Origin of the sequence: Massilibacteroides vaginae (assembly GCF_900178525.1) — a bacterium.
GTDB lineage: Bacteria > Bacteroidota > Bacteroidia > Bacteroidales > Tannerellaceae > Massilibacteroides > Massilibacteroides vaginae.
Genome location: NZ_FXDJ01000009.1, coordinates 1,049,129 through 1,072,834 on the forward strand (window position 1 = coordinate 1,049,129; position 23,706 = coordinate 1,072,834).

The 23,706-nt window shown below is 39.4% G+C and carries 17 protein-coding genes; 14 read left to right on the forward strand and 3 right to left on the reverse strand.

The window, feature by feature from the left end; translation table 11 throughout:
• Positions 1–83 precede the first annotated feature (83 nt).
• The 13 genes from B9Y81_RS12850 (at position 84) to B9Y81_RS12910 (ending at position 14,859) form a co-directional block, all read left to right on the forward strand.
• Complete coding sequence (locus tag B9Y81_RS12850) at positions 84–3,377, forward strand: TonB-dependent receptor (RefSeq protein ID WP_217809499.1); 3,294 nt, start codon at positions 84–86, stop codon at positions 3,375–3,377.
• Positions 3,378–3,411: 34 nt separating this feature from the next.
• Positions 3,412–4,872: a RagB/SusD family nutrient uptake outer membrane protein gene (locus tag B9Y81_RS12855; protein WP_085537308.1), complete on the forward strand. Its 1,461-nt coding sequence runs from the start codon at positions 3,412–3,414 to the stop codon at positions 4,870–4,872.
• 18 nt (positions 4,873–4,890) lie between these two features.
• Positions 4,891–6,261, forward strand: coding sequence for an FAD-dependent oxidoreductase (locus B9Y81_RS12860; RefSeq protein WP_085537309.1), 1,371 nt, complete (start codon positions 4,891–4,893; stop codon positions 6,259–6,261).
• Positions 6,262–6,457: 196 nt separating this feature from the next.
• Complete coding sequence (locus B9Y81_RS12865; protein WP_085537310.1) at positions 6,458–7,999, forward strand: IS1634 family transposase; 1,542 nt, start codon at positions 6,458–6,460, stop codon at positions 7,997–7,999.
• A gap of 39 nt (positions 8,000–8,038) precedes the next feature.
• Entirely contained in the window at positions 8,039–8,401 is a 363-nt protein-coding gene (locus B9Y81_RS12870) for a hypothetical protein (RefSeq protein WP_139822925.1), read from the forward strand.
• A 193-nt stretch (positions 8,402–8,594) separates the two neighbouring features.
• Positions 8,595–9,875 (forward strand): acetylxylan esterase, encoded by a 1,281-nt coding sequence (locus B9Y81_RS12875; RefSeq protein WP_085537312.1) that lies wholly within the window; start codon positions 8,595–8,597, stop codon positions 9,873–9,875.
• Positions 9,876–9,941: 66 nt separating this feature from the next.
• On the forward strand, positions 9,942–11,144 hold the full coding sequence (locus tag B9Y81_RS12880; protein WP_085537313.1) for a glycoside hydrolase family 88 protein: 1,203 nt from the start codon (positions 9,942–9,944) through the stop codon (positions 11,142–11,144).
• A 19-nt stretch (positions 11,145–11,163) separates the two neighbouring features.
• A complete protein-coding gene (gene kduI, locus B9Y81_RS12885; RefSeq protein ID WP_085537314.1) occupies positions 11,164–12,006 on the forward strand; it encodes a 5-dehydro-4-deoxy-D-glucuronate isomerase in 843 nt (280 codons plus the stop codon).
• A gap of 36 nt (positions 12,007–12,042) precedes the next feature.
• On the forward strand, positions 12,043–12,957 hold the full coding sequence (locus B9Y81_RS12890) for a TolB family protein (protein WP_085537315.1): 915 nt from the start codon (positions 12,043–12,045) through the stop codon (positions 12,955–12,957).
• A gap of 131 nt (positions 12,958–13,088) precedes the next feature.
• Positions 13,089–13,541, forward strand: a complete 453-nt coding sequence (locus B9Y81_RS12895; RefSeq protein ID WP_085537316.1) for a DUF4252 domain-containing protein — start codon at positions 13,089–13,091, stop codon at positions 13,539–13,541.
• Positions 13,534–14,043, forward strand: a complete 510-nt coding sequence (locus B9Y81_RS12900; RefSeq protein ID WP_085537317.1) for an RNA polymerase sigma factor — start codon at positions 13,534–13,536, stop codon at positions 14,041–14,043. Before B9Y81_RS12895 ends, B9Y81_RS12900 begins: the two co-directional genes overlap by 8 nt.
• Positions 14,033–14,395, forward strand: a complete 363-nt coding sequence (locus tag B9Y81_RS12905) for a hypothetical protein (protein WP_085537318.1) — start codon at positions 14,033–14,035, stop codon at positions 14,393–14,395. Before B9Y81_RS12900 ends, B9Y81_RS12905 begins: the two co-directional genes overlap by 11 nt.
• 2 nt (positions 14,396–14,397) lie before the next feature.
• The gene (locus B9Y81_RS12910) at positions 14,398–14,859 is read left to right on the forward strand and encodes a DUF4252 domain-containing protein (RefSeq protein ID WP_085537319.1); all 462 of its coding nucleotides are present in this window, start codon (positions 14,398–14,400) and stop codon (positions 14,857–14,859) included.
• A 116-nt stretch (positions 14,860–14,975) separates the two neighbouring features.
• On the opposite strand, the gene mutS is transcribed toward B9Y81_RS12910, so the two are convergent.
• Positions 14,976–17,579, reverse strand: a complete 2,604-nt coding sequence (mutS, locus tag B9Y81_RS12915) for a DNA mismatch repair protein MutS (protein ID WP_394335451.1) — start codon at positions 17,577–17,579, stop codon at positions 14,976–14,978.
• Between the two features lie 174 nt (positions 17,580–17,753).
• On the opposite strand from mutS, the gene B9Y81_RS12920 reads away from it, so the two are divergent.
• Positions 17,754–19,652: a RagB/SusD family nutrient uptake outer membrane protein gene (locus tag B9Y81_RS12920; RefSeq protein WP_085537321.1), complete on the forward strand. Its 1,899-nt coding sequence runs from the start codon at positions 17,754–17,756 to the stop codon at positions 19,650–19,652.
• Between the two features lie 104 nt (positions 19,653–19,756).
• On the opposite strand, the gene B9Y81_RS12925 is transcribed toward B9Y81_RS12920, so the two are convergent.
• Both B9Y81_RS12925 and B9Y81_RS12930 read right to left on the reverse strand, forming a co-directional pair.
• Positions 19,757–22,003: a glycoside hydrolase family 3 N-terminal domain-containing protein gene (locus tag B9Y81_RS12925; protein WP_085537322.1), complete on the reverse strand. Its 2,247-nt coding sequence runs from the start codon at positions 22,001–22,003 to the stop codon at positions 19,757–19,759.
• 103 nt (positions 22,004–22,106) lie between these two features.
• Positions 22,107–23,687: a RagB/SusD family nutrient uptake outer membrane protein gene (locus tag B9Y81_RS12930; RefSeq protein ID WP_085537323.1), complete on the reverse strand. Its 1,581-nt coding sequence runs from the start codon at positions 23,685–23,687 to the stop codon at positions 22,107–22,109.
• Positions 23,688–23,706: the final 19 nt, after the last annotated feature.

Here is a 23,706-nt window from a genome sequence, read left to right on the forward strand (position 1 = left end):
ACCTCATACAGTATTGGACCACCGGAAGAGGCTTAAGCTGAAAGTCTTAATAAATACACTATTCATTAAAACATAACAAATATATGAACTATAATCTAATATTGAGGAAAGCAATCATGCGAACTTTTTTCTCTCTGTTAATTATCGCATTGTCCGTCCCTTTTGTTTGCGCAGAGAATGCCCACGGACAAGCACTGAAAGAGAATAATATCTATTATTCAATAAAAAACAAGCACATAGCCGATGTCTTCTCTGATCTGAATAAACAAACAGGCTTCAATTTTTTCTATGACGAATCCGTTATCGAAGAGTTGAACACAATAACTATTGATGTAAAAAACAGTTCAATCGATGTCGTATTAAGTGAGCTAGCCAAAAAAACAGGGTTATCTTTTAAGAAAATAGATAACACAATTTCGGTAAGTCGTAAGACAAATACACCTGTCAATCTTATTCAACAACAAGACAAACGAATTACAGGTATCGTAACAGACGAAAAAGGCGAACCCATTATTGGTGCGAATGTTGTTGAAAAAGGAACCACAAATGGAACAATAACTGATCTTGATGGAAATTTCAGTTTCGAGATTTCCGGATCGGTCCCGCTGATTATCTCTTACATAGGATATAAAGAAAAAGAAGTAGCTTTAGAAAACCAAACAATCTTTAATATCAAATTGATAGAAGACCTTCAGGCGCTTGAAGAAGTTGTTGTGATTGGATACGGAACGGTAAAAAAGAGCGACTTGACAGGTTCTGTAAGTTCTATAAAAGGAACAGATATAAACTCATACCCATCACCAAATGTTATGCAGGCATTGTCTGGTAAAAGTACAGGCGTACAAGTAAATCAAACAACAGGTGCTCCCGGTGCAGGAATAAGCATTCGAATAAGAGGAACAAACTCAATCCAAGGAAACAATGAACCATTATATGTAATTGATGGTTTCCCAATATCCGGAAACCCAACCAATCTAAATAATGCTGATATAGAAAGTCTCGAAATATTAAAAGATGCTTCAGCTACAGCAATATATGGATCAAGAGGAGCCAATGGAGTGGTTATGATAACTACAAAGAAAGGACAGTCTGGTAAAACAAGAATCGAGTTTGAATCAAGCTATGGAACACAAAGCTTAATAAAAAAACTAGATTTAATGAACGCGAATGAATATGCGAGTTTTTACAATATTCAGCAAAAAAAAGACTCTGGTAAAGAATTCTTCACTCAAGAACAGATCGACAACTTCGGGAAAGGTTTTGATTGGCAAGATCTGATTTTCAGGACTGCTCCAATCCTTACAACAGGTCTTACGGTCAGTGGTGGTACAGATAAAACACAATTCTCCATTGCTGCACACCTATATAATCAAGATGGCATTGTAAAAGGAAGTGACTACAATAGATATTCATTGCGTACAAACATAAACCACAAGTTTAATAAGCAGTTTAGTATTAACCTAACAAGTACGTTAAGCAGACTGGAAACAGAGAGAAAAGATAGTGGCGGTGGAAATAGGGGAAGTTCTATGATTTCTGCTGCAATTTCTGCTCCCCCAACTCTTTCTCCTTATAAAGAAGATGAAGGTTACACAATACTATCGACTGCTTATCCTTTTGTCGCCACAGATATAATTAATCCTATGAACTTTATTAATGAACAAAAAAATAGTATTAAAGCAAATGTTGTTTTAGCAAATGTTGCTTTAAATTATAATCCTATTCCAGAACTAACTATAAAAATAGCTGGTGGTATTGAGAATAGAGATGATACAGAAAATGCATATAAAACTCGTAATTATATCTACTCAAATGGGGCTGCTAGCTACAAAGCAAGTCAAGCGACCAGTCTCTTAAATGAAAATACAATTAGTTATTATAAGACCTTCAATGAAAAGCACAATGTTTCTGCAGTTGCAGGGTTTACTTATCAAGATTTCACTTCAACCTATGTTAGTGGAGGTGGAAGTGGTTTCTTAAGTGATATTTTTGAAGAATATAACTTAGGAGCAGCCATGACCCCCAATGTACCTTCGTCGGGATACTCTAAATCTGTACTTTTTTCTTATCTGGCTCGTGCTAACTATAGTTTTGATAATAAATACCTATTCACCGTAAGCATTAGACGTGATGGATCATCCAAATATAGCAAAGGTAATAAATGGGGTAACTTCCCTTCCGCAGCTTTCGCTTGGAGGATTTCAGAAGAAGGCTTCCTGAAAGATAATGCTCTAATTTCTAACTTAAAGCTAAGATTGAGTTGGGGTAAAACTGGAAGTCAGGCGATCAACGCATATGCAACCTTAAACACACTTTCAGCAGGTAGAACAATTTTTGATGATGCATATCATAATACATTTGCTCCAGGAACACGTTTGCCAGGAAATTTAAAATGGGAAACAACAGTACAAACCGATTTGGGTTTTGATTTAAGTCTATTAAATAATCGAATTAACTTCAATGTCGATTATTACGTAAAAAACACAAAGGATTTGCTTAACACTGTAAAACTGCCAACCTCAATGGGGTACAATAACACGATTCGGAATGTTGGAGAAATCCAGAACAGAGGGCTTGAAATAGGTCTTAATACTCCAATTTTCACAGGAGATTTTAAATGGGATATTACTGCAAACGTGTCCATAAACAGAAATAAGGTTGTTAAGTTATATGGAGGAGAAGATATTTTAGGAGGAAATATTAATGTTGTTGTTATAAATGACAATTCTAATATATTAAAAGAGGGCCGACCTGTTGGACAGTTCTGGGGATACATAGAAGATGGTTATGATGATCAAGGACGTATTGTTTTTAAAGATCTAGATCAAAACAATGCTATAACACAAGACGATAAAACCTATATTGGAAATCCTAATCCTGATTTCATTTATGGAATTAGCTCAAGTATGAAATACAAAGATTTTGAATTTTCATTCTTCTTACAGGGGGTACAGGGTAATGATTTATTGAATGTAAGTTCAATAAATAATACGATCGATTATGGGTTTGGATTAAATATGCCAAAAGAGGTTTATTACAACCATTGGTCACCAGAAAATCAGAATGCGAAATATCCAGCTATTAGCTATAATACAACAGCAAAACTCTCTAATAGATTTATAGAAGACGGCTCTTATCTTAGAATGAAAAATATTCAACTGAACTATAGCCTGCCGGTTAGAAGGTGGAATGTCAAATGGATAAGTGATGCCTTATTATATATCAGTGCACAAAATCTATTCACCATTACAAAATACTCATGGTGGGATCCTGAGGTGAATTCATATGGAAGCGGAAACTCAACCTCTTTAGGTATTGACCATAATAGTTATCCTTCTGCAAGATCATTTACTATTGGTGCAAAAATCGGATTTTAATTTTTTATTAACTTATTTAAAACTAAGGAGTAAAATGAAATTAATAAATAACACATCAAATCACGTCCTCTATACGATCAGTAGCCTTGTCGTTCTTTCTTCCGTTTTGTTTTTCTCATGTGATGATCTATTAGAAGAAAAGCCCAAAGCGATGGTTGAAGAAACCTTTTTTACTTCAGTAGAAGAAGTTGAAACTGCCGTGAATGCTATCTATACCCCTATTCGCTCAGGCGAAGGAATGAGTGTGTACGAAGCAACATTAGAATGTAGTGCGGACTATGCTTATGGTAGAGGAAGTTGGGCTCAAATAAGTGAATACTCTGTATTCAATGACACAAATATCAACCGGGTAGCCAGGATATGGCAACAATTTTATTTAAGCATAAGAAATGCCAATCTTGTTATAAAAAACTCCCCACAAGATAAAAAATATCAGAAACTTATAGTTGAGGCCAAATACCTAAGAGCTTTCTGTTATTTTCAGCTAGCAAGAAACTGGGGAGGGGTACCAATAAGGACTGAAAAGAATATGACAGATATAGATCTGAAGAAAAGCTCTATCAATGAAGTTTATGATTTTATTCTAAAAGATCTGGAAGAAGCGGAAACTAAATTACCGGAAAAACAATCTGTTGCCGGAAGACCTACGATCTGGGCGGCAAAAACATTGTTGGCAGATGTTTACCTTGAGCTAAAGAAATATCCGGAAGCAAGAGATAAAGCAAATGAAGTAATTGCGTCCAATCATTTTTCTTTAGTTCCTGTAAAAACAGTTGAAAACTTTCAGGAAAATGTATTTGGTCCTGCTCTAATTTCTACAACTGAAGAAATTTTTTACTTAAAATATGCTCGGTTAAGCGGACAACAGAATTATATGCTGTGGATAATAAATCATGCCTCAACTGGAGTGTATAATTACGGGGGGGCCTACGCTGTATATAGCGATCTCACAAATCCAGTTTATGCAAACTGGGACGAGAACGATTTAAGAAAGAAAATGTGGGAAAACACTGAATTCGGGCTAGGTAAGACTACATTGGTTAGTACAAAGTTTGGGGATAATGAAGCTATTGACAAAAATGGAGGTGGTAATGATGATCCCATATATGGATATTCTGATATTTTATTAATCTTTGCTGAAGCTTCAGTTAAAGCTGCAAATGCTCCAACCAAAGAAGCAATGGAAGCATTAAATCAAATACGACGAAGAGCCTACGGATATAACCCCAAAGAAACCTCCACTCTGGACTATAAACATGGAAACTATACCATAGAATCTTTCATTTCCTTAGTTATGAAAGAACGATCATACGAGTTTCAAATGGAAGGTAAAAGATGGTTAGAACTTAAAAGGACCGGCAAAGCAAAAGAAATTATCAAAAAGACAAAAGGTCTCGATGTTTCTGATCATTATTTCCTTTGGCCGATTCCAATATCAGAAATGAACTACAATAAGGCATTAGATCCCAATATTGATCAGAACCCCGGATATTAATATTAACTCTAAAACAAGATGAAAAGACGTTCAGCAATTAAAACACTAGGGGCTCTCTCTTTGTTGGGTACAATCCCTGTCGCTTTACACGCAAACAGTACAAGTCATTCTAACAATAAATTAAGTTCAATTAAAACAGATATTCTTGTTGTTGGTGGAGGAACTGCGGGAGCCATTGCAGCATTACAGGCTGCCAGACTTGGAAGTAAAACCGTTCTTATTGAAAATGGGAGTCAATTGGGCGGCACAACTACTACAGGTGGAGTTTGTTTTCCTGGGTTATTCCATGCCTGGGGAAAACAGGTTATTAACGGTATAGGTTGGGAACTTATCTCTGAAACTGTTGAATTAAATAGTAGTACATTACCCAATTTCAGTATCCCTTTTGGAAAAAGACATCCCCAGCATCAGATACTTATAAATCCGGCATTATATTCTCTGCTAACTGAAGAAAAATGTATTAAGGCCGGTGTTGAAATAAGATATTATGAGACTCCTCTAAGTATTTCACGAAAAGCCAATACATGGCAAGTTGAAATCGCAGGGAAGGGTACACATCATATAATATCTGCTAAACAAATTATTGATTGTACAGGTAATGCACTTATTACTTCAATGATCGGACATAAACTATTAAGAGAAGATGAAACACAGCCAGGTTCTCTAATTTTTGAATTAGATGGATTTGATATATCCTCTCTGGATAGAACATTAATAACGAATCTCTTCCAGAGTGCAATAAATGATGGAACTCTACTATCGAAAGACGCTTATGGAGGAGTAATGGGGCTTCTAACAATAAAAAATGGATTAGCAACTCAACACGTGATGGGGGCTGATTCTACAACATCAGTCCTGCATACTAAAGCCAACATTGAAGGCAGAGCTTCTATGCTACGCATTCTTCGATTCATAAGAACTTTACCCGGATGTGAAAACGCGTACATTAAAAAAATGCAACCAGAAACGGCAATACGTGAGACATATAGAATAGATGGATTGTATAAAATAACACACGAAGATTACATCAGTGGAAAAATCTGGTACGATTCACTTTCATATTCTTATTACCCGATAGATCTACATGTAGAAGAAGGAGTTAAGCCTAAACATCTACAAGAAGGTGTAGTTGCAACTATTCCATTACGTTCTTTAATTCCCAAAGAAAGCAATAATCTTATTGTAGCCGGTAGATGTGTCTGCAGTGATCGATTAGCAAATTCAGCACTGCGCGTACAAGCGTCTTGTATGGGAATGGGGCAAGTTGCTGGCGCTACTGCCGCATTAGCATGCAAACAGAATACAACTCCTCACAAGGTTCCTCTTGAACAAATCAAGTCAACCCTAAATAAACATGGAGCAATTATTCCTAATAAAAACTTCTATTAAATAGGGCTAGTTAAAAGAGGGTATCCCGCAAACATGTTATACTTGCAGGACCCCCTCTTTTACGAATACTTACTTCATTTCCTGACTTCATCACTTTTTTGCGCCACCATATAGCGCCTTTTGATTATCAGTAAGTTATCATTAGAAATATGGTGGCTCAGGGTGGCTCAAGCTAAAAAATGAGTAATTTTGCAGTATGTATGTGCGAACGAAAAAGAATCATTCGGGTAGTATCAGTGTTGTTGTGGTAAGCAAATCCTCCGGAAAATACAAGGAGGTAAAACGTTTTGGGGTTGCAGACTCAAGAGAAGGCGTAGAACTTTTGTGCGATACCGCTCAGAAATGGATTAAAACCTATGCCGGTCAACAAGAGCTTGATTTTGATGACAACAAGGGACGAGAATTGGAAGAAACCGAACGTGTAATCAACAACATGGATGCGGTACTAATTAACGGAACCCAACTGCTGCTTGATCGCATCTATGACGATGTCGGGTTTAACCGAATACCCGATAAGATACTACGCCATCTGGTAATTGCCAGAGTATCATATCCTGCGAGTAAACTTGCTACTACAGAGTATCTTAAATCGTACTATGACGAAGATATTGACCTGAATAACATCTATCGCTACATGGACAAACTGTACAATACCCAGCAAGAGTTGGTGCAGCAGATTAGCGTAGAGCATACCTGTAAAATTTGGGGCGGCAAGATTGGATTGATGTTCTACGATGTCACTACTTTGTACTTTGAGACTGCTAAAACAGATGATCTACGAGAACCGGGCTTCTCAAAAGACGGTAAAACAGCAGAGTCACAAGTCGTACTGGGATTGCTGGTTAGCGAAGGTGGCTACCCACTATCCTATTCACTGTTCAACGGAAGCCAATATGAAGACTACACTATGATTCCAATGATAGACGACTTCAAAGAGCGTTTCTCACTTGGAAAAGACTTTATTGTAGTTGCAGACTCAGGACTGATGAACAGAACAAATGTAGATCTGCTGCGCAAGGCAGGCTACAAATATGTCATCGGAGCACGTATTAAGAGCGAGGGTTCAGACGTAAAGAAGTGGATACTAGGACAGAACAAGGAAGACAACCATTATCCCGAATACAAACGTAGCAACTCAGAACGTCTTATCCTTAGTTACTCACAGGCAAGAGCAAAGAAAGATGCTTACAATAGAGAACGAGGCATTGTCCGTCTACGCAAGGCATATAAAAGCGGCAAGCTAACCAAGCAACAGGTAAATAGACGTGGCTACAATAAATTCCTTGAAATCAGCAAGGATGTTGAAGTTGCTATCAGTCAGCAGAAGATTGCAGAGGACAGCAAGTGGGATGGCCTGAAAGGATATATTACAAACACCAACCTGAATGCTGAGAAAGTCATTGCTGAGTATAACGGATTATGGGTCGTCGAAAGAGCCTTCCGTGTATCAAAAGGTTCACTCGAGATGCGACCTATGTTTCACTTTACAGAACATAGAATAGAGGCACATGTTTGTATATGCTTTGTCGCCTATAAAGTATATAAGGAATTGGAACGAATTATCAAAGAAAAGAATATTGGAATGAGCGTAACCAAAACGCTTGAGACCGCAAAAATCATCACTACTATCAGAGTCAAGATGCCTGAGAATGGGAAGTTCTATACAAAGACATTATTCCTTACTGACAAACATCGGGCAATACAGCAACTATTTGACATCACAGATGAAGTGAAGTAATTGGGGTGGCTCATTGACGAAGTCAGGAAATATGAGAACATGATAGAATCATTCCAAAAAGAAAAATGGTTGGGTGGATTTGTCGGACTTTCAGAAAAAAAGCCATTCACATCAAATACAAAAATGTATAACCTGGCAACAGAGAATTTCAATAACCAAAATGTGCCTTTACTCCTCCCTTCCGAAAGACGTTATATCAGGAGTGAAGAACCATTTTCTTTTCAGATGAAAAACGACACACTTTTTATTCTCTTAAATTATGACAAAGTGGATGTTGTCCAAACAGGGAAAAGTTTTAAAGATGCTTTTCTAAGTGCGGTACAGAAACATTTCCCAACAATAGGGACAATACTGGAGGAAATATTTTTCAGGAAACCTCAAGTTACGATTAGCTATGATTGAGCATCTATCTATAAGAGGAGAAGAGTTCGTTAAAAATGGACAACTCGTAACTCGAGAAACAACGCTAATTTATAGTCCAAACTATCCAAAGTCAGACATAACTAAGAAATGAGGCGGAAGTAAAGAGTATTAATAAGCTGAGTTTTCAAAAATTAAGTATCTTTATCTCCCAGTTTTAAATACTTAATACACAATGAAAAAACAAACTCTAAAACTTGTGCTGTTGCTTGCGATGGCATTTATCTGCAATGGGGCTTTTGCTCAGCTTATTAAGGTAGTTGTTGCTCCTAATCATACTGATTGGGTATATAAGACCGGCGAAAAGGTTTCTTTTGACGTCTCTGTGACAAAGAATAGTATTCCTCTGAAAGGGGTGGAAATTCGCTATGAGATATCTGAAGATATGATGGATCCTCTGAAAAGTGAAACAAAGACGTTAGACAAAGGGACGCTTACGGTTAATGCCGGTAGTATGAATAAGCCGGGATTCCTTCGCTGCCGTGTATGGGCCAAGTATGACGGCAAAGAATATCCGGGATTGGCTACGGCTGCAATTAATCCGGAGTTGATTCAACCAACGGCGAAGCTTCCTTCGGACTTTGTCCAGTTCTGGGATAACGCGAAAAAAGAAGCGGCTAAGATTCCAATGGATACGCGCATGACTTTAATGCCGGAAAGGTGTACTGAGAAAGTGGATGTTTATCAGGTAAGCGTACAAAATTATGAACCGGGAGCACGTCTTTATGGTATTGTTTGTATCCCTAAAGGAGAAGGGAAGTATCCAGCTGTATTGAAAGTTCCCGGAGCAGGCATTCGTCCTTATTCAGGCGATATCACTAATGCAGAGCGTGGTTATATTACTTTCGAAATTGGAATACACGGTATTCCGGTTAATTTACCAGCCGGTATCTACGATGATTTGAGAGCCGGAGCACTTAGAAACTACAATAACTTCAATCTGGAAGATAAAGATAAGTATTATTACAAACGGGTTTATCTGGGATGTGTTAGAGCGGTAGATTATATCTATTCACTACCTCAGTTCGACGGCAATAATCTGGTTGTACAAGGCGGAAGTCAAGGGGGAGCACTTTCTATCGTTGCTGCAGGGTTGGATAATCGTATTAAAGGGTTAGCGGCATTTTATCCGGCACTTTGCGACCTGACGGGTTATCTGCATGGTCGTGCCGGCGGATGGCCTCACATGTTCAAGGATAAGTCGAATAACATACCGGCAAAGATAGAGACATCTTATTATTATGATGTGGTGAACTTTGCCCGGCAGATTAAGGTTCCTGGATTCTATTCTTTAGGATATAATGATATGGTATGCCCTCCTACTTCCATGTATTCCGCGTTAAACATGATTTCAGCACCGAAGGAGTATCTTATCGTTGAGGAAATCGGTCATTATACTTACCCGGAACAATGGGAAAAAGCTTGGTTATGGATAGACAAACTTATTAAAAAGTAAGCAGATACGCTTTTCAGTATCGCAGAAATTAAGTATGTTTGCGAGAACACCTTTAAAGTACAGAAAATGAGAAAACAGTTCATTTTAGGATTATTCATTCCCGCTTTACTTTTGTCTTCCTGTAATGCAGATCAGCAGGAATCCATCTCAGCGGTTTTAGAACGAGGGTTAACTCGTTCTACCGAGCAAGCTTTGTTGATGGCCAAAGAATTGGAAGGACAGGAGGGAAAACTCCCTAAGACCATTAATAAGGAGGGGAATCTGGAAACCAGTACCTATAGTTGGTGGTGCAGCGGTTTTTTCCCCGGAGAACTTTGGTACTTATACGAAAATAATCCGACCGAAGAATTGAAGAAATATGCAGAGCTATTTACCGATCGCGTAGAGCCGGCTAAGAATCTGACCAATACACATGACTTGGGATTCATGATCAACTGTAGTTTTGGCAATGGCTATCGTATCACTAAAAACCCGGCTTATAAAGACATCATGATAACGGGAGCTAATTCATTAGCTACACGCTATAATCCGACAATCGGAGTTATCCGTTCCTGGGATTTCAATAAAGACGTTTGGCAATTTCCTGTTATTATTGACAATATGATGAATCTGGAATTCTTCACCTGGGCATCACGCGCCACCGGAGATTCCAGATTTAAAGAAATGGCGTTATCACACGCGGACAAGACCATCCAGCATCATTTCCGCAAAGATAATAGCTCTTATCATGTGGTTTCTTACGACACCATAACCGGTGTTCCGCACAAAAAACAAACACATCAGGGATTAGCCGATGAATCGGCATGGGCAAGAGGTCAGGCATGGGCCTTATATGGCTACACCATGATGTATCGTGAAACAGCTGAACCGATCTATCTGGAACAGGCTCGTTGCATTGCTCAGTTTATAATGAACCATCCGAATTTGCCGGAAGACAAAATTCCTTATTGGGATTTTGACGACCCTAAGATTCCGGATGTTCCCCGCGATGCTTCTGCTGCCGCGATCATAGCTTCCGCACTTATTGAGTTAAGTCAAATGGATAACGGACAATTCGGGAAAGATTGTCTTACGCTGGCTGAACAACAGCTACGATCATTAACTTCTCCGGATTATCTTGCCGAAAAGGGTACCAATCGATTCTTTGTTTTGATGCATTCTACCGGACATTTGCCGGGTAATTCTGAAGTGGATGTGCCGTTGAGTTATGCGGATTATTATTATGTAGAAGCTTTGCTTCGCATGAAAAAAGTAATTGGAGGTAAATAAATAAAAGAAAGGTATTAAGATGAAAACAAATTATGAATTACGTTATGCGGCTCATCCTGAAGACGCTAAATCATACGACACACAACGTCTGCGTAAAGATTTTTTAGTGGAAAAATTATTTAGTACAGACGAAGTGAATATGGTTTATTCCATGTACGACCGATTGGTTGTAGGTGGTGCTATGCCTGTAAAAGAAAAGCTGCATTTAGAAGCAATCGACCCGCTGAAACAACCCGTTTTCCTGTGCCGTCGCGAGTTAGGTATTTTCAATGTAGGTGGAGCAGGAACTGTATATATCGGTGATGAGAAATTTGAATTAAACTATAAGGAAGCCTTATATTTAGGTTCCGGCGAACGTGAAGTCTATTTTGAGAGTAAAGATGCTCAAAAACCAGCGTTATTCTACTTTAATTCGGCTTGTGCGCACCGCAATTATCCGGATAAAAAAGTGACAAAGGCAGACGCCGAAGTAATGGAATTGGGTACTTTAGAAACATCCAATCACCGAAACATCAATAAGATGATCGTGAACCAAGTGCTACCAACTTGCCAATTGCAAATGGGTATGACGGAGCTTGCCCCGGGAAGCGTATGGAACACAATGCCTGCACATATCCACTCACGCCGAATGGAGGCTTACTTCTATTTTGAAGTTCCCGAAGGTCAGGCCGTGTGTCACTTTATGGGCGAACCAACTGAAACACGCCATATCTGGATGAAAGGCAATCAGGCTGTTCTTTCACCCGAATGGTCTATACACTCAGCTGCCGCAACCTCAAACTATACCTTTATCTGGGGTATGGCCGGAGAAAATCTGGATTACGGCGATCAGGACTTCTTCAAAATTGACGAGTTGAGATAAGTAATTATAGTAATCACCATTTGTAATGATCCGGTAATGAGAACTTATTTATTTTTGATCATTATTCTTATAGGACAAGTACCTGTTTATGCACAAAATGAACAAGTTATAAGCGTACTTGAAGTACTGGACATTACAAATGGTGAACGTAAAATCATCAAAGAATTTCCGTTCCTGATAGAAGCACCTAATTGGACACAGGATGGCAAATGGTTAATTTATAACAGTAACGGGAAATTATACCGGGTATCTCCGGAAGGACCTTCTGAACAGGAAGTAATCAATACTGATTTTGCGACACGGTGTAACAACGACCATGTACTGTCGTTTGATGGAAAACAAATAGCGATCAGTCATGGAACAAAAGAAGATGGCAGATCTCGGATTTACACCCTACCGATTAATGGAGGAATTCCTCAGTTGATAACGCCTATGGGGCCAAGCTATCTACATGGATGGAGTCCGGATGGTAAATACCTCACCTATTGTGCCGAAAGAAACGGAAACTACGATATTTATATCATCCCTGCTACAGGAGGTGAAGAAATACGTCTTACCGCAGCCGAAGGTCTGGACGATGGTCCGGAATACTCTCCCTGCGGCAAGTATATCTGGTTTAACTCCGTAAGAAGCGGGCTCATGCAAATCTGGCGAATGAACGCGGAGGGAACAAACCAAACTCAAATGACTTTTGACGAAAACCGTAATGCCTGGTTTCCACACATCTCCCCTGATGGACGAACAGTCATCTTTCTTACCTATAACAAAGGTGATCTTGAGCCTCATCAACACCTCGCTAATAAGAACGTAGAACTTCGCGTCATGCCCGCAACTGGAGGCGAACCTCAGACAATAGCGACCCTCTTCGGCGGACAAGGAACTATCAACGTAAATTCCTGGGCACCGGATAGTAAACGGATTGCTTTTGTTAGTTATAAGCTTGTTAAGTAACCGTTGTTATATTTTTTCTAAAAATTATTGCTCTACTTTTGTAACAAACAAATATCCTGTTCCGTCTTGTAAATAGAACACAGTTAATAGCGCGATTAACAGACGGATTATTAATAAAAAAATGTACAGGAATGAAAACTAAATATGTAGTAATCATATTAATTGCTTTGTTTACACAAACAGGGCTTGCACAAGATCGGATCGATCAATTATTCAATGATTTTTCAAAAGAAAAGAATGTTAGCCGCGTATCATTAGGGAGCATAAGTATGAAACTGGCCAGCCTGGTTACAGATGTAATGGGCGTTGAAGGAATTGAGGTTTTGTCGTTAAATGAATGTAGTAATTCAGTCAAAGAGAACTTCCACTCAGCGTTGAAGAAATTCAAAGATTCAGGATATGAAACAATGGTTACGTCAAATGAAAACAATAGCCGGACACGTGTTCTGGTAAAGATGAAAGAAGACATCATTCAGGAACTTGTTGTTTTCACCTCTGGAGAGAGTAATGCCTTGATTCGAATTAAAGGAAAGATAAAAGCATCCGACATTGACGCATTGGTAAAAAAACACAAGAATGGATGACGAAAGCTTCAAACAGAAGTTCTTACCTCTGCATCCGAAACTATACCGGATCGCATTCGCCCTGACGAGTAATACGCAAGATGCGGAAGATATTCTACAGGAAGCGTATTGCAAACTCTGGGATAAACGAAAAGAGTTAATGAGCATAGAAAATCACGAAGCCTTTTGTGTTACCTTAGTACGGAATATGTGTCTTGATCTTCTTCGGTCTGCCGCTTATAAGAATAAGGGAGAGGATATAAATGAAACAACAAGTATTAATTGTACTTCTCCGGAAACAGAATTAATCGAACAAAATAGCATAGAGATTATAAACAAGATTATAAATAAGCTTCCGGAGAACCAACGACAAATCGTCAGATTACGTAGCATTGATAACTGCTCGTCTGAGGAAGTAGAACAAATTACCGGTCTAAGCGCCATAAACGTAAGAGTATTGCTTTCCCGAGCAAGGAAAACGATTCGTGAACAATTTGAAAAAGTAATGAGCTATGAACAATAAGAAAAAAGATAAATATTGGGGAGAGATTCCACTACCGGATGGTCTTGAGGCTCGACTGGAAAAATCTTTAGATATACACATTGCCAAAAGCAGAAAGATCAGCCTCAGGCGGACGCTCTATAAGGTATCCGGTATAGCTGCTGCGATATTGCTATGCATCGGAATCACATTCTATCAGAACCCATCGGGAACCACCACCGACACTTATAAAGATCCTCAGGAAGCGGCCCTTGTTGCAAGTGAGGCACTTGCCTTCCTTTCCTCTAACCTGAATATAGGAATGGAACAGGTTTCGGACGCCCAAAAAGATATTCAGGAGGTAAATGAAATACTAAACAATCAATTAAAATAAAGATGAAATCAAGATATATTTTTATACTCATCGCACTGCTCTATACGAGCTTTGCTTTCGCACAAAAAGCATTATTCGACAAGTTTGCGGATATGGACAACGTTCAATCCGTTTATATCTCAAAAGCCATGTTTCAGATGATGCCCAATATAGAAACAAACGGGCTTAACCTAATGAACATGAAGGGCAAGGTAGAATGTCTTCAGATACTCAACACGGAAAACAAAGAAAAAGCAGATATGATGCGCAAAGAATTTTCCAGTCTGATAAACAAACAACACGAGGAGTTGATGCGTGTGAAAGACGGAAAAACAAACGCTACGTTTTATGCGAAGCAAAAAGGAGACCTGATCAGTGAATTAATTATGCTTGCCAACACCGAACGGGGCTTCAGCGTTATACAGTTATTGGGCAACTTTACCCTGAAGGATATTCAGGATATTACCTCGGCAGTGGGCAAGTAACCCACTGCACTGATATTCAGCAGTATATACATGCCTAAAAACATAAAGGTTATTTTTCGAAAAATAAAGGATATTTTTTCAAAAATAAAGGTTATGTTTTTTTTTATATAGTAATGTTATTTTCCTGTGATGATTTTTCGTATTTCGTTCAGTTTATTCAGTGCTTCCAATGGCGTAAGATTATTCACATCTATGTTCTTTATCTCATCGCGTACAGCACTCAGAACGGGGTCGTCTAACTGGAAGAAATTTAGTTGATAGCCTTCTGCTCCCGAAGCAATATTTTTTACAGATTTGCTTTTTATACCCTCTTTACTTTTCACCCCTTCCTGGCGGTTATCCGTTTCCAATTGCTTGAGTATTTCATTAGAGCGTTTCACGATACTCTTCGGCATTCCGGCCATTTTAGCCACATGGATACCAAAGCTATGTTCGCTGCCGCCGGGAACCAACTTACGAAGGAAAATTACTTTATTACTGATCTCTTTTACAGAAACATTAAAATTCTTTATCCGTTTGAAGGATCGTTCCATCTCGTTCAACTCATGATAGTGTGTCGCGAAAAGCGTTTTCGCATGTAATCCCGGATGTTCGTGGATGTATTCAACAATCGCCCAGGCAATTGAAATACCATCATAAGTACTTGTTCCACGTCCTAATTCGTCAAACAGCACCAAACTACGCGCCGAAAGGTTATTAATAATGTCGGAGGCTTCGCTCATTTCAACCATAAATGTAGATTCGCCCACGGAAATATTATCCGATGCACCTACACGGGTGAATATCTTATCAACCAACCCGATTCGACAACTCTCCGCCGGAACAAAGCTACCGATCTGTGCCAACAAGGTGATCAGTGCGGTTTGACGGAGCAAGGCTGATTTACCGGCCATATTAGGACCTGTAATAATAATGATCTGTTGCTTTTCGGAATCTAAATAAACATCGTTATCAATATAGGGTTCGTCGAGTGGTAATTGTTTTTCTATCACCGGATGCCTTCCGGCCTTGATATCGATTATATCGGATTCATCTACTATGGGTCGTATGTATTTGTTAGACTGTGCTACCTTGGCAAATGAAAGCAGACAGTCTAACCGGGCAATCAGGTTCGCGTTCATCTGAATCGGAGAAATATATTCCATTAAACAAAGCACCAGTTCGTTAAATATCCGCGCTTCCAATGCCAGTATTTTCTCTTCCGCGCCAAGAATCTTTTCTTCGTATTCTTTTAGTTCTTCCGTAATGTAGCGCTCAGCGTTCACCAAGGTTTGCTTGCGTATCCATTCTGCCGGAACTTTATCTTTATGTGTGTTGCGCACTTCAATATAGTAGCCAAACACATTGTTAAACGCGATTTTCAAACTGGTAATTCCCGTACGTTCGCACTCCCGTTGTTGTATTTTAAGCAGGTAGTCTTTCCCTGAATAGGCAATTGCGCGAAGTTGGTCTAATTCCTCATTAACCCCCTTGGCAATCACACTACCTTTATTCAACAAGGTAGGCGGATCGGGTTTAAGCTCTCTTTCTATCCGATCGCGTATTGAGGCACAAATATTCAGTTGCTCGCCAATGCGTTCCAAACTTGGTTCGCTACTTGCCTCGCAAGCCGCTTTGATCGGTTCTATCGCTCTTAAGGCCACTTTGAGTTGCACCACTTCACGCGGCGAAACCCTTCCTACAGCTACCTTAGAAATAATGCGTTCCAAATCCCCGATCTGTCCTAATTGCGTATCCAGCAGTTCTTTCATTTCAGGATGGCGAAAGAAATACTCCACCACATCCTGCCGGTCATGGATCGGTTTTACATCTTTCAGCGGAAAGAGCATCCAACGCCTCAACATACGCGATCCCATGGGCGAAACCGTACGGTCAATTATATTCAGTAAACTCTTGCCATCTTCGTTCATCGTATCCACAATCTCAAGACTACGAACCGTAAACTTATCCAACCTCACATAACGATCTTCCTCAATACGCGAAAGAGCCGTAATATGTGATATATGATTGTGTTGTGTTAAATCCAGATAATGAAGGATTGCTCCGGAAGCGACAACACCCAGTTTGAGGTGCTGCACACCGAAGCCTTTCAGATTCTTTGTTTCAAAATGCTTTAATAAACGCTCTTCGGCTGTTTCGGAAGTAAAAACCCAATCCTCCAACTCGAATGTAAAAAAGCGAGAGCCAAAACACTCCTCAAAATGTTTCCGGTTTTTCCGTTCCACCAATACTTCTTTAGGAGAGAAATTATTTAACAGCTTATCAACATAGTCGGTTGTTCCCTCTGCCGTTAAAAATTCGCCCGTCGAGATATCCAGAAAAGCGATTCCGCAAGTATTTTTACCAAAATGAACAGAAGCAAGGAAATTATTTTCTTTGTGGTTCAGCACATTATCGTTGATGGAAACACCCGGCGTTACCAATTCGGTTACACCGCGTTTAACCAATTTCTTAGTCATCTTAGGATCTTCCAGCTGATCGCAGATGGCCACACGCTTACCGGCGCGAACCAACTTCGGCAGATAAGTATCCAAAGCATGATGCGGAAAACCGGCCATCTCCACGTATTGAGCAGCACCGTTGGCTCGTTTAGTTTGCGTAATGCCTAAAATCTCAGATCCGATAACAGCATCATCCCCATACAATTCATAGAAATCTCCTACCCGAAACAGCAATAACGCATCCGGATGCTTTGCCTTAATCTCAAAAAACTGCTTCATCAAAGGAGTCTCAACGATCTTTCCCACGTTCTTTTTCTTTTAGTATTTAGTAATACAAACTTAGCGAAAAATCACGAAGTAGTAAGATACTTACTATTATTCGATCCTATTTTCCTTATTCGAAAAACAATCTTATATTTGTTATAAATATCAAAATCTTCAAAATAATTATGTATGAAAGGTGCAATTTTTACTATTATTTTATTTATTTTCTTCATGTCTTGTGACAAAGATGAATCAAAGGATATAGTCAGACCGGTGTCAAAGGAAAATATTCAGGGAAAAACTGAAAAGGGACCATTTGTAACGGGCTCAAAAGTAACTCTCTACGAACTTGATGCTCAGTTAAGACAGACAGGAAAAAACATTTTCACGACCGAAACGACTGATGATATCGGAAGTTTCACTTTTGATAGTAAAATGGAGTTATCAAGTCAGTTTGTCGAAGTTGAGATAAATGGTTATTTCTTTAATGAATACAAGAATAGTTTATCTGATTCGCAGATAAAACTGAATGCTATTACAGATGTTTCGGGAAGAAACAAGATAAACGTCAACATCCTAACTCATCTGGAATATAAGCGAATTAAAAAACTTGTTGCAGGTGGTGTTAATTTTTCAAATGCAAAAAAACAGGCTAAGACCGAGCTTCTTAAAAGCTTTCGCATCAATGAAGAATTTCAAAATCCAGAAGATATCAGCTTCTTTGATGGGACAAATGCCTCAACGGCTCTTTTAGCAATTTCCGCAATACTTTTGGAAGGAAAGAAAGAGAGTGAATTTTCGCAGTTCATATCCATGATCAGTAATAATTTCTCAGAAAATGGAACTATAGATAATAAAGAGCTAATTGATGAGATAAAGTATAGTAGCAATAATGTGAATCAAACTGATGTCAAAAACAACCTCGTAAAGTATTACAAGGAAAAGGGACACACCCTAAATATTGGCGAATTATGGAAATACATAGATTATAACGGAGATGGCATTTTGGATGAAGATGACTTAAATATAAGTCCAAATGGTTCACTTACACCTGAATCATTCTTCGATAAAGAGGAAAATACCAACGCTATAATTACAAGTTTATATAGCAACGCATTCGCTTACTATCAATCAATTATATTTTTAGATGCTGTTCGGTCTAACAATAAAGATAGTGATATTAAGAACCTGATAAATCCATACAACGATAATATTTCTAAAGCATACGTAAACGGCTACCGAACAATTTCAGGATGTAATAATATAATAGAAGGATTGGAGAGTTTATCAAGTAATTATCCTCCTGATTACGATATAAATCCATATCTGGCAACAGCAAAGGGATTTAGAGCACTACTGTATGTAGATTTAGTTCAACATTGGGGAGATATGCCTTTTATTACACAAAGACCAACAATGGACAACTTGTATATACCTCGTATAGATAAAGAAACGATATATACTTTCTTAGAAAAAGACCTTAAAGGGGTAAAAGATCACCTTCCGAATGAAGTTTATAACTATGCCAATCCATTTCTCCCGGCCTCTTTGATTGATGCTATTTTAGCAACAATTGCTTTGGAAAGAGGTAAAGATGCTTCTGTCTATTTAGATAACATCATTAACTGTGGTATTTATAAATTAGAAAGTAAATCCGTCGATATCTATAACACACTAAACGCAGAAACAATCTTTGGATTAAGAACCGAACAAAGCGAAGTTCCTTTCTCTACAGATTTTAAGAAAGGCATATACCACCCTATTATTCGGTATTCCGGTGTTTTTTTGAAATATGCAGAAACAGCATTAAAAAAAGGAGATACATCGAACGCTATTGGATTTATTAATACAGTTCGCTCCGCGAAAGGATTAACAGTTATTTCTTCAGGGAGTGATGTCGCTAAAAGTATTGCAAATACATGGAAAGATATTTACGGCCAGGATTACGGCTATTTTGTACTACTGAAACGCCTGAATTTGGCCATAAAGGAATTGGGAATCTCTTCACATATGCAACTGCTTCCAATTCCGGGGAGAGAACTAAATCTTAACCCTGAGATGACCCAAAATCCTGGATATACATTTTAATAAGCAACTTGATTGCTTAGAATAAAAGGAAGATAATTTTAAAAAGCCGCCTCGATGAAGTTTATTCATCAAGGCGGCTTTATAACCCAAACAATAGAATAAGATTATTCTACAACGAAAGCTGTCTTCAAGCCTTCCTGACTATTTGGACCTACCCACAACTTAAATTCACCGGCCTCCACTACATAATTCATATCTAAATTATAATAAGCGAGTTTTTCCATAGGTAATGTGAAGGTCACGGTTTTTGTTTCTCCTGCCTTTAGAGGAACGCGAGTAAAATCTTTTAACTCTTTCACTGGACGAGTAACCGATCCGAAGCAATCCTGTACATAGAGTTGTGCAATTTCAGTGGCGTCATACTTTCCTGTATTCGTAATATCGGTCATTACAGTTAACGATTCCGTAGTTTTTAATTTATCTGCCGAAATACGAAGGTTCGTATAGCTGAACGTACTGTAAGATAGTCCGTATCCAAAAGGATAAAGCGGATCAAAACCTGCATCTAAGTGGAAAGAGGTATTACCCAGCGATGTTTGTCCTGCTTCTAAAGGAATATCTTGCAACATGGTTTCGTTGCCTTGGTAAGGTCTTCCTGTGTTATTGTGGCTATGATACATCGGTATCTGCCCTACTACTTTAGGGAATGTTACCGGAAGTTTTCCGCTTGGAACTGCTTTTCCAAACAACAGATCGGCAATAGCCGGTCCACCCATTGTTCCGGGATGAAAGTTATACAAAACGGCTTCAGACACCTCAGCATCACGTCCGATAGTTAACGGGCGACCCGCCATAACAACTGTCACTACCGGCTTGCCTGTTTTAGCTACAGCAGCGATCAACTCATTCTGAGCTCCCTGAAGATCCAGGTTTGTCAGTGAATGAGCTTCTCCGGAGAGGATAGACTCTTCACCGACAAAAGCCAGAACAACATCCGCATTGCGGGCTGCATTAACCGCGGCAGCTATACCTTCCGTACGCATATCGCGGCTGTATGCTGTTCCGGGAGCATAAAGTATGCGCACTTTGTCGCCATATTCCGCTTGCAAAGCTTTCAATGGTGTTTGGGTATAATTCTTATCGCCATCAAATATCCAGGTACCTAACTGGTCGTGTGGCGCATCGGCCATAGGACCGACTACCGCGATTGTTTTAATTGATTCATTAAGTGGTAAAATTTCGTTGTCGTTTTTAAGCAATATTGCTGATTGAACAGCCGCTTCTTTTGCCTTCAGCAAATGCTCTTCGGCATACAATACCGAAGAGGCTGAAATATCGACATAAGGATTTTCGAATAAACCCAATTTTATCTTGATACGCAGAATATTACGAACAGCATCGTCGATAGTCTGCATCGTGATCTTTTTCTCATTTAAAAGTTCTTTTACGTAAGCAACATACGTACCGCTAACCATATCCATATCTACTCCGGCATTGATCGCTTTCATGGCTGCTTCTTTTCCGTCCTTAGCAAAACCGTGATTTATCATTTCACTAACCGACGCCCAATCCGAAACAACAAAACCAGTAAAGCCCCATTCTTTACGGAGCACCTGATCCAGGATAAACCGGTTGCCGGTTGAAGGAACACCATCATTATCATTGAACGAAGTCATAAATGTAGCAGCACCGGCATCCACCGCCGCTTTGAATGGAGGAAGATATACATTGCGCAGTGTTCGCTCGGGAATAAAGGTAGAGTTATAGTCTTTTCCGCTTTCGGCAGCTCCATAACCCACAAAATGTTTCGGACAAGCCGCAATCGAAGTCGGGTCATTCAAATTATCCCCCTGAAAGCCGTCGATCATGGCAACTCCCAAAACAGAAGTCAGATAAGTATCTTCTCCCAGACTCTCGGCAATACGTCCCCAACGCGGATCACGGGCAATATCAATCATCGGAGCAAAAGTCCAACGTACGCCTTGCGAAGCAGCCTCAACAGCAGCTACACGGGCTCCTTCTTTTACTAATTCAGGATTAAAAGAGGCGGCTTGACCAAGCGGGATAGGAAATATGGTTTTAAACCCATGAATCACATCACGCCCTACAATCAAAGGAATCTTCATCCTTGTTTCTTCCATAGCGATTTGTTGAAGCGCGTTGATCGCCTCAGGATCTACCAGATTCAAAACCGAGCCTATTTCGCCCTTCTTCACTAAGTCAACAATTTGAGACAAATCTTCAGGAGGACTGATCTGGTTCATCTGACCGATTTTCTCCTCTAAAGTCATTTCTTTCAATAGAGTCTCTATGTTGCGATCTACATTCGATGATGCGTCTCCCGGTGTAGATTGGCAAGATACCAGAGGAAGCATAATCAAATACGCAGAAATTATCTTTATAAACTTCATATTATATATTGTATTAAGAACTTTCTTTAGAGAAAAAGACGGATATTTCACTGCTCAAATAACAAGTGTATTCAGCTTGTGAAATATCCTTTATATATAGAGATTAATACGAGTTCTGAACTAACGTACCATTTGCTGCCTCAATTTCACCTTGAGGAATCGGTAGGTATTTCTTACTTTCTGTCCATTGAATACGTTCGGGAATAGCTTGTCCACCATAAGTCAGTGTTTCTTTCTTTTGAAGAACCACACCGGCTCCCGGTTTAAGAACAGATGGTGCTTGTCCGGAACGAACAAGGTCAAAGTAACGTTTTCCTTCACCTACAAACTCCACACGGCGTTCTTTAATAAGATTATCCTTTGTTACAGCAACAGAAGGCAGTCCTGCACGTTCACGCACGCGATCAAAACAAGTTTTTGCATAACCTGCGTCACCGGTTTCTAATGCCAGTTCAGCAGCATTAAGTAACGTTTCCGCGAAACGATACAGGTGAAGATTATTTTCCCAGTTCAAAGCAGAAGCGGCAACACTTCCGTCTGTTCCTCCCGGACGAGGAAGGTATTTACGTAAAAAGAAACCTGTATTCTGATAACGACCTCCATAAGATACCGTAATTCCTTCAGCAGCCTTTTCTTTGATGTACTTATCCATGTTAAGAATAGCTACATCACGACGCAGGTCTCCAGCTTCAAAAGCATCATATCCTTCTTTCGAAACAGCACCAAAGCCCCAGCCTCCTACAAAGTCCGGACTTCCGGATAAACCATCCACTCCAATCATCTCAGGAAATACTGTACCTCCAGTAAGGATTGATTCAGCACTTCCCCAGTCACGCTTACCACCTTTTGATGTGTAATTAACATCTAAAATGATCTCTTCGTTCCATTCTTTGTCTGTCGAATAAAGATCATCGTAGTTAGTTACAAGATTATATTTATTCGAATCTATGATCTCTTTCATGTAGGCTAATGCTTTCGGATAACGGCTCTGATCTTTCTGATACATTACATAATCGGCATAGATCATAGCAACGGCAGCTTGCGTCATACGACCGGCCCATTCATCCGGTTGTTTCATCAGGAAGATTTTGCTGTCAAGCACTTCTTCCAACTCTACAACCATTTTGGCATATAGATCGTCGGCCTTCAATTGTTCGGCGATATAAGGGAATGTCAGGTTTTCTTCGTAGAATGGAATGTTGCCCCAAAATTTCCACAAAGTAAGATAATACCATGAACGCAAAGCGCGACCTTCAGCGATAAAAAGGTTTTTATCCGCTTCTGAAAGATCTGATGCTTTCGCATTATCGATTAAACGTATAGACCGGTTAATACCCGAATAACTTGCCGACCATGCACCGTCAATATTATTACGAGGATCGGCTTTGTATTGAGAAATCAGGTGAATCTGTGACTGGTCTGTAGTACTACCACCGCCTACATATAAGTCATCACCCATTACGTCGCAAACCAAACTCAGAGGAGCCCAGCCACTATAGTAATCATACCATTTCATAGGGTCGTAAGCAGCTACGGCAGATTCCATTATACGGGCTTTAGTGGTATAATATCCATCAATACCCAAACTGCTTGAGGGCTCAACGGACAGGAAATCGTCACCACAAGATGTCGCGCCAAGAATTAAAGCAAGAGCGCCGAGACTATATATTTTGAACTTTTTCATCGTCTATTAGAATTAAGTT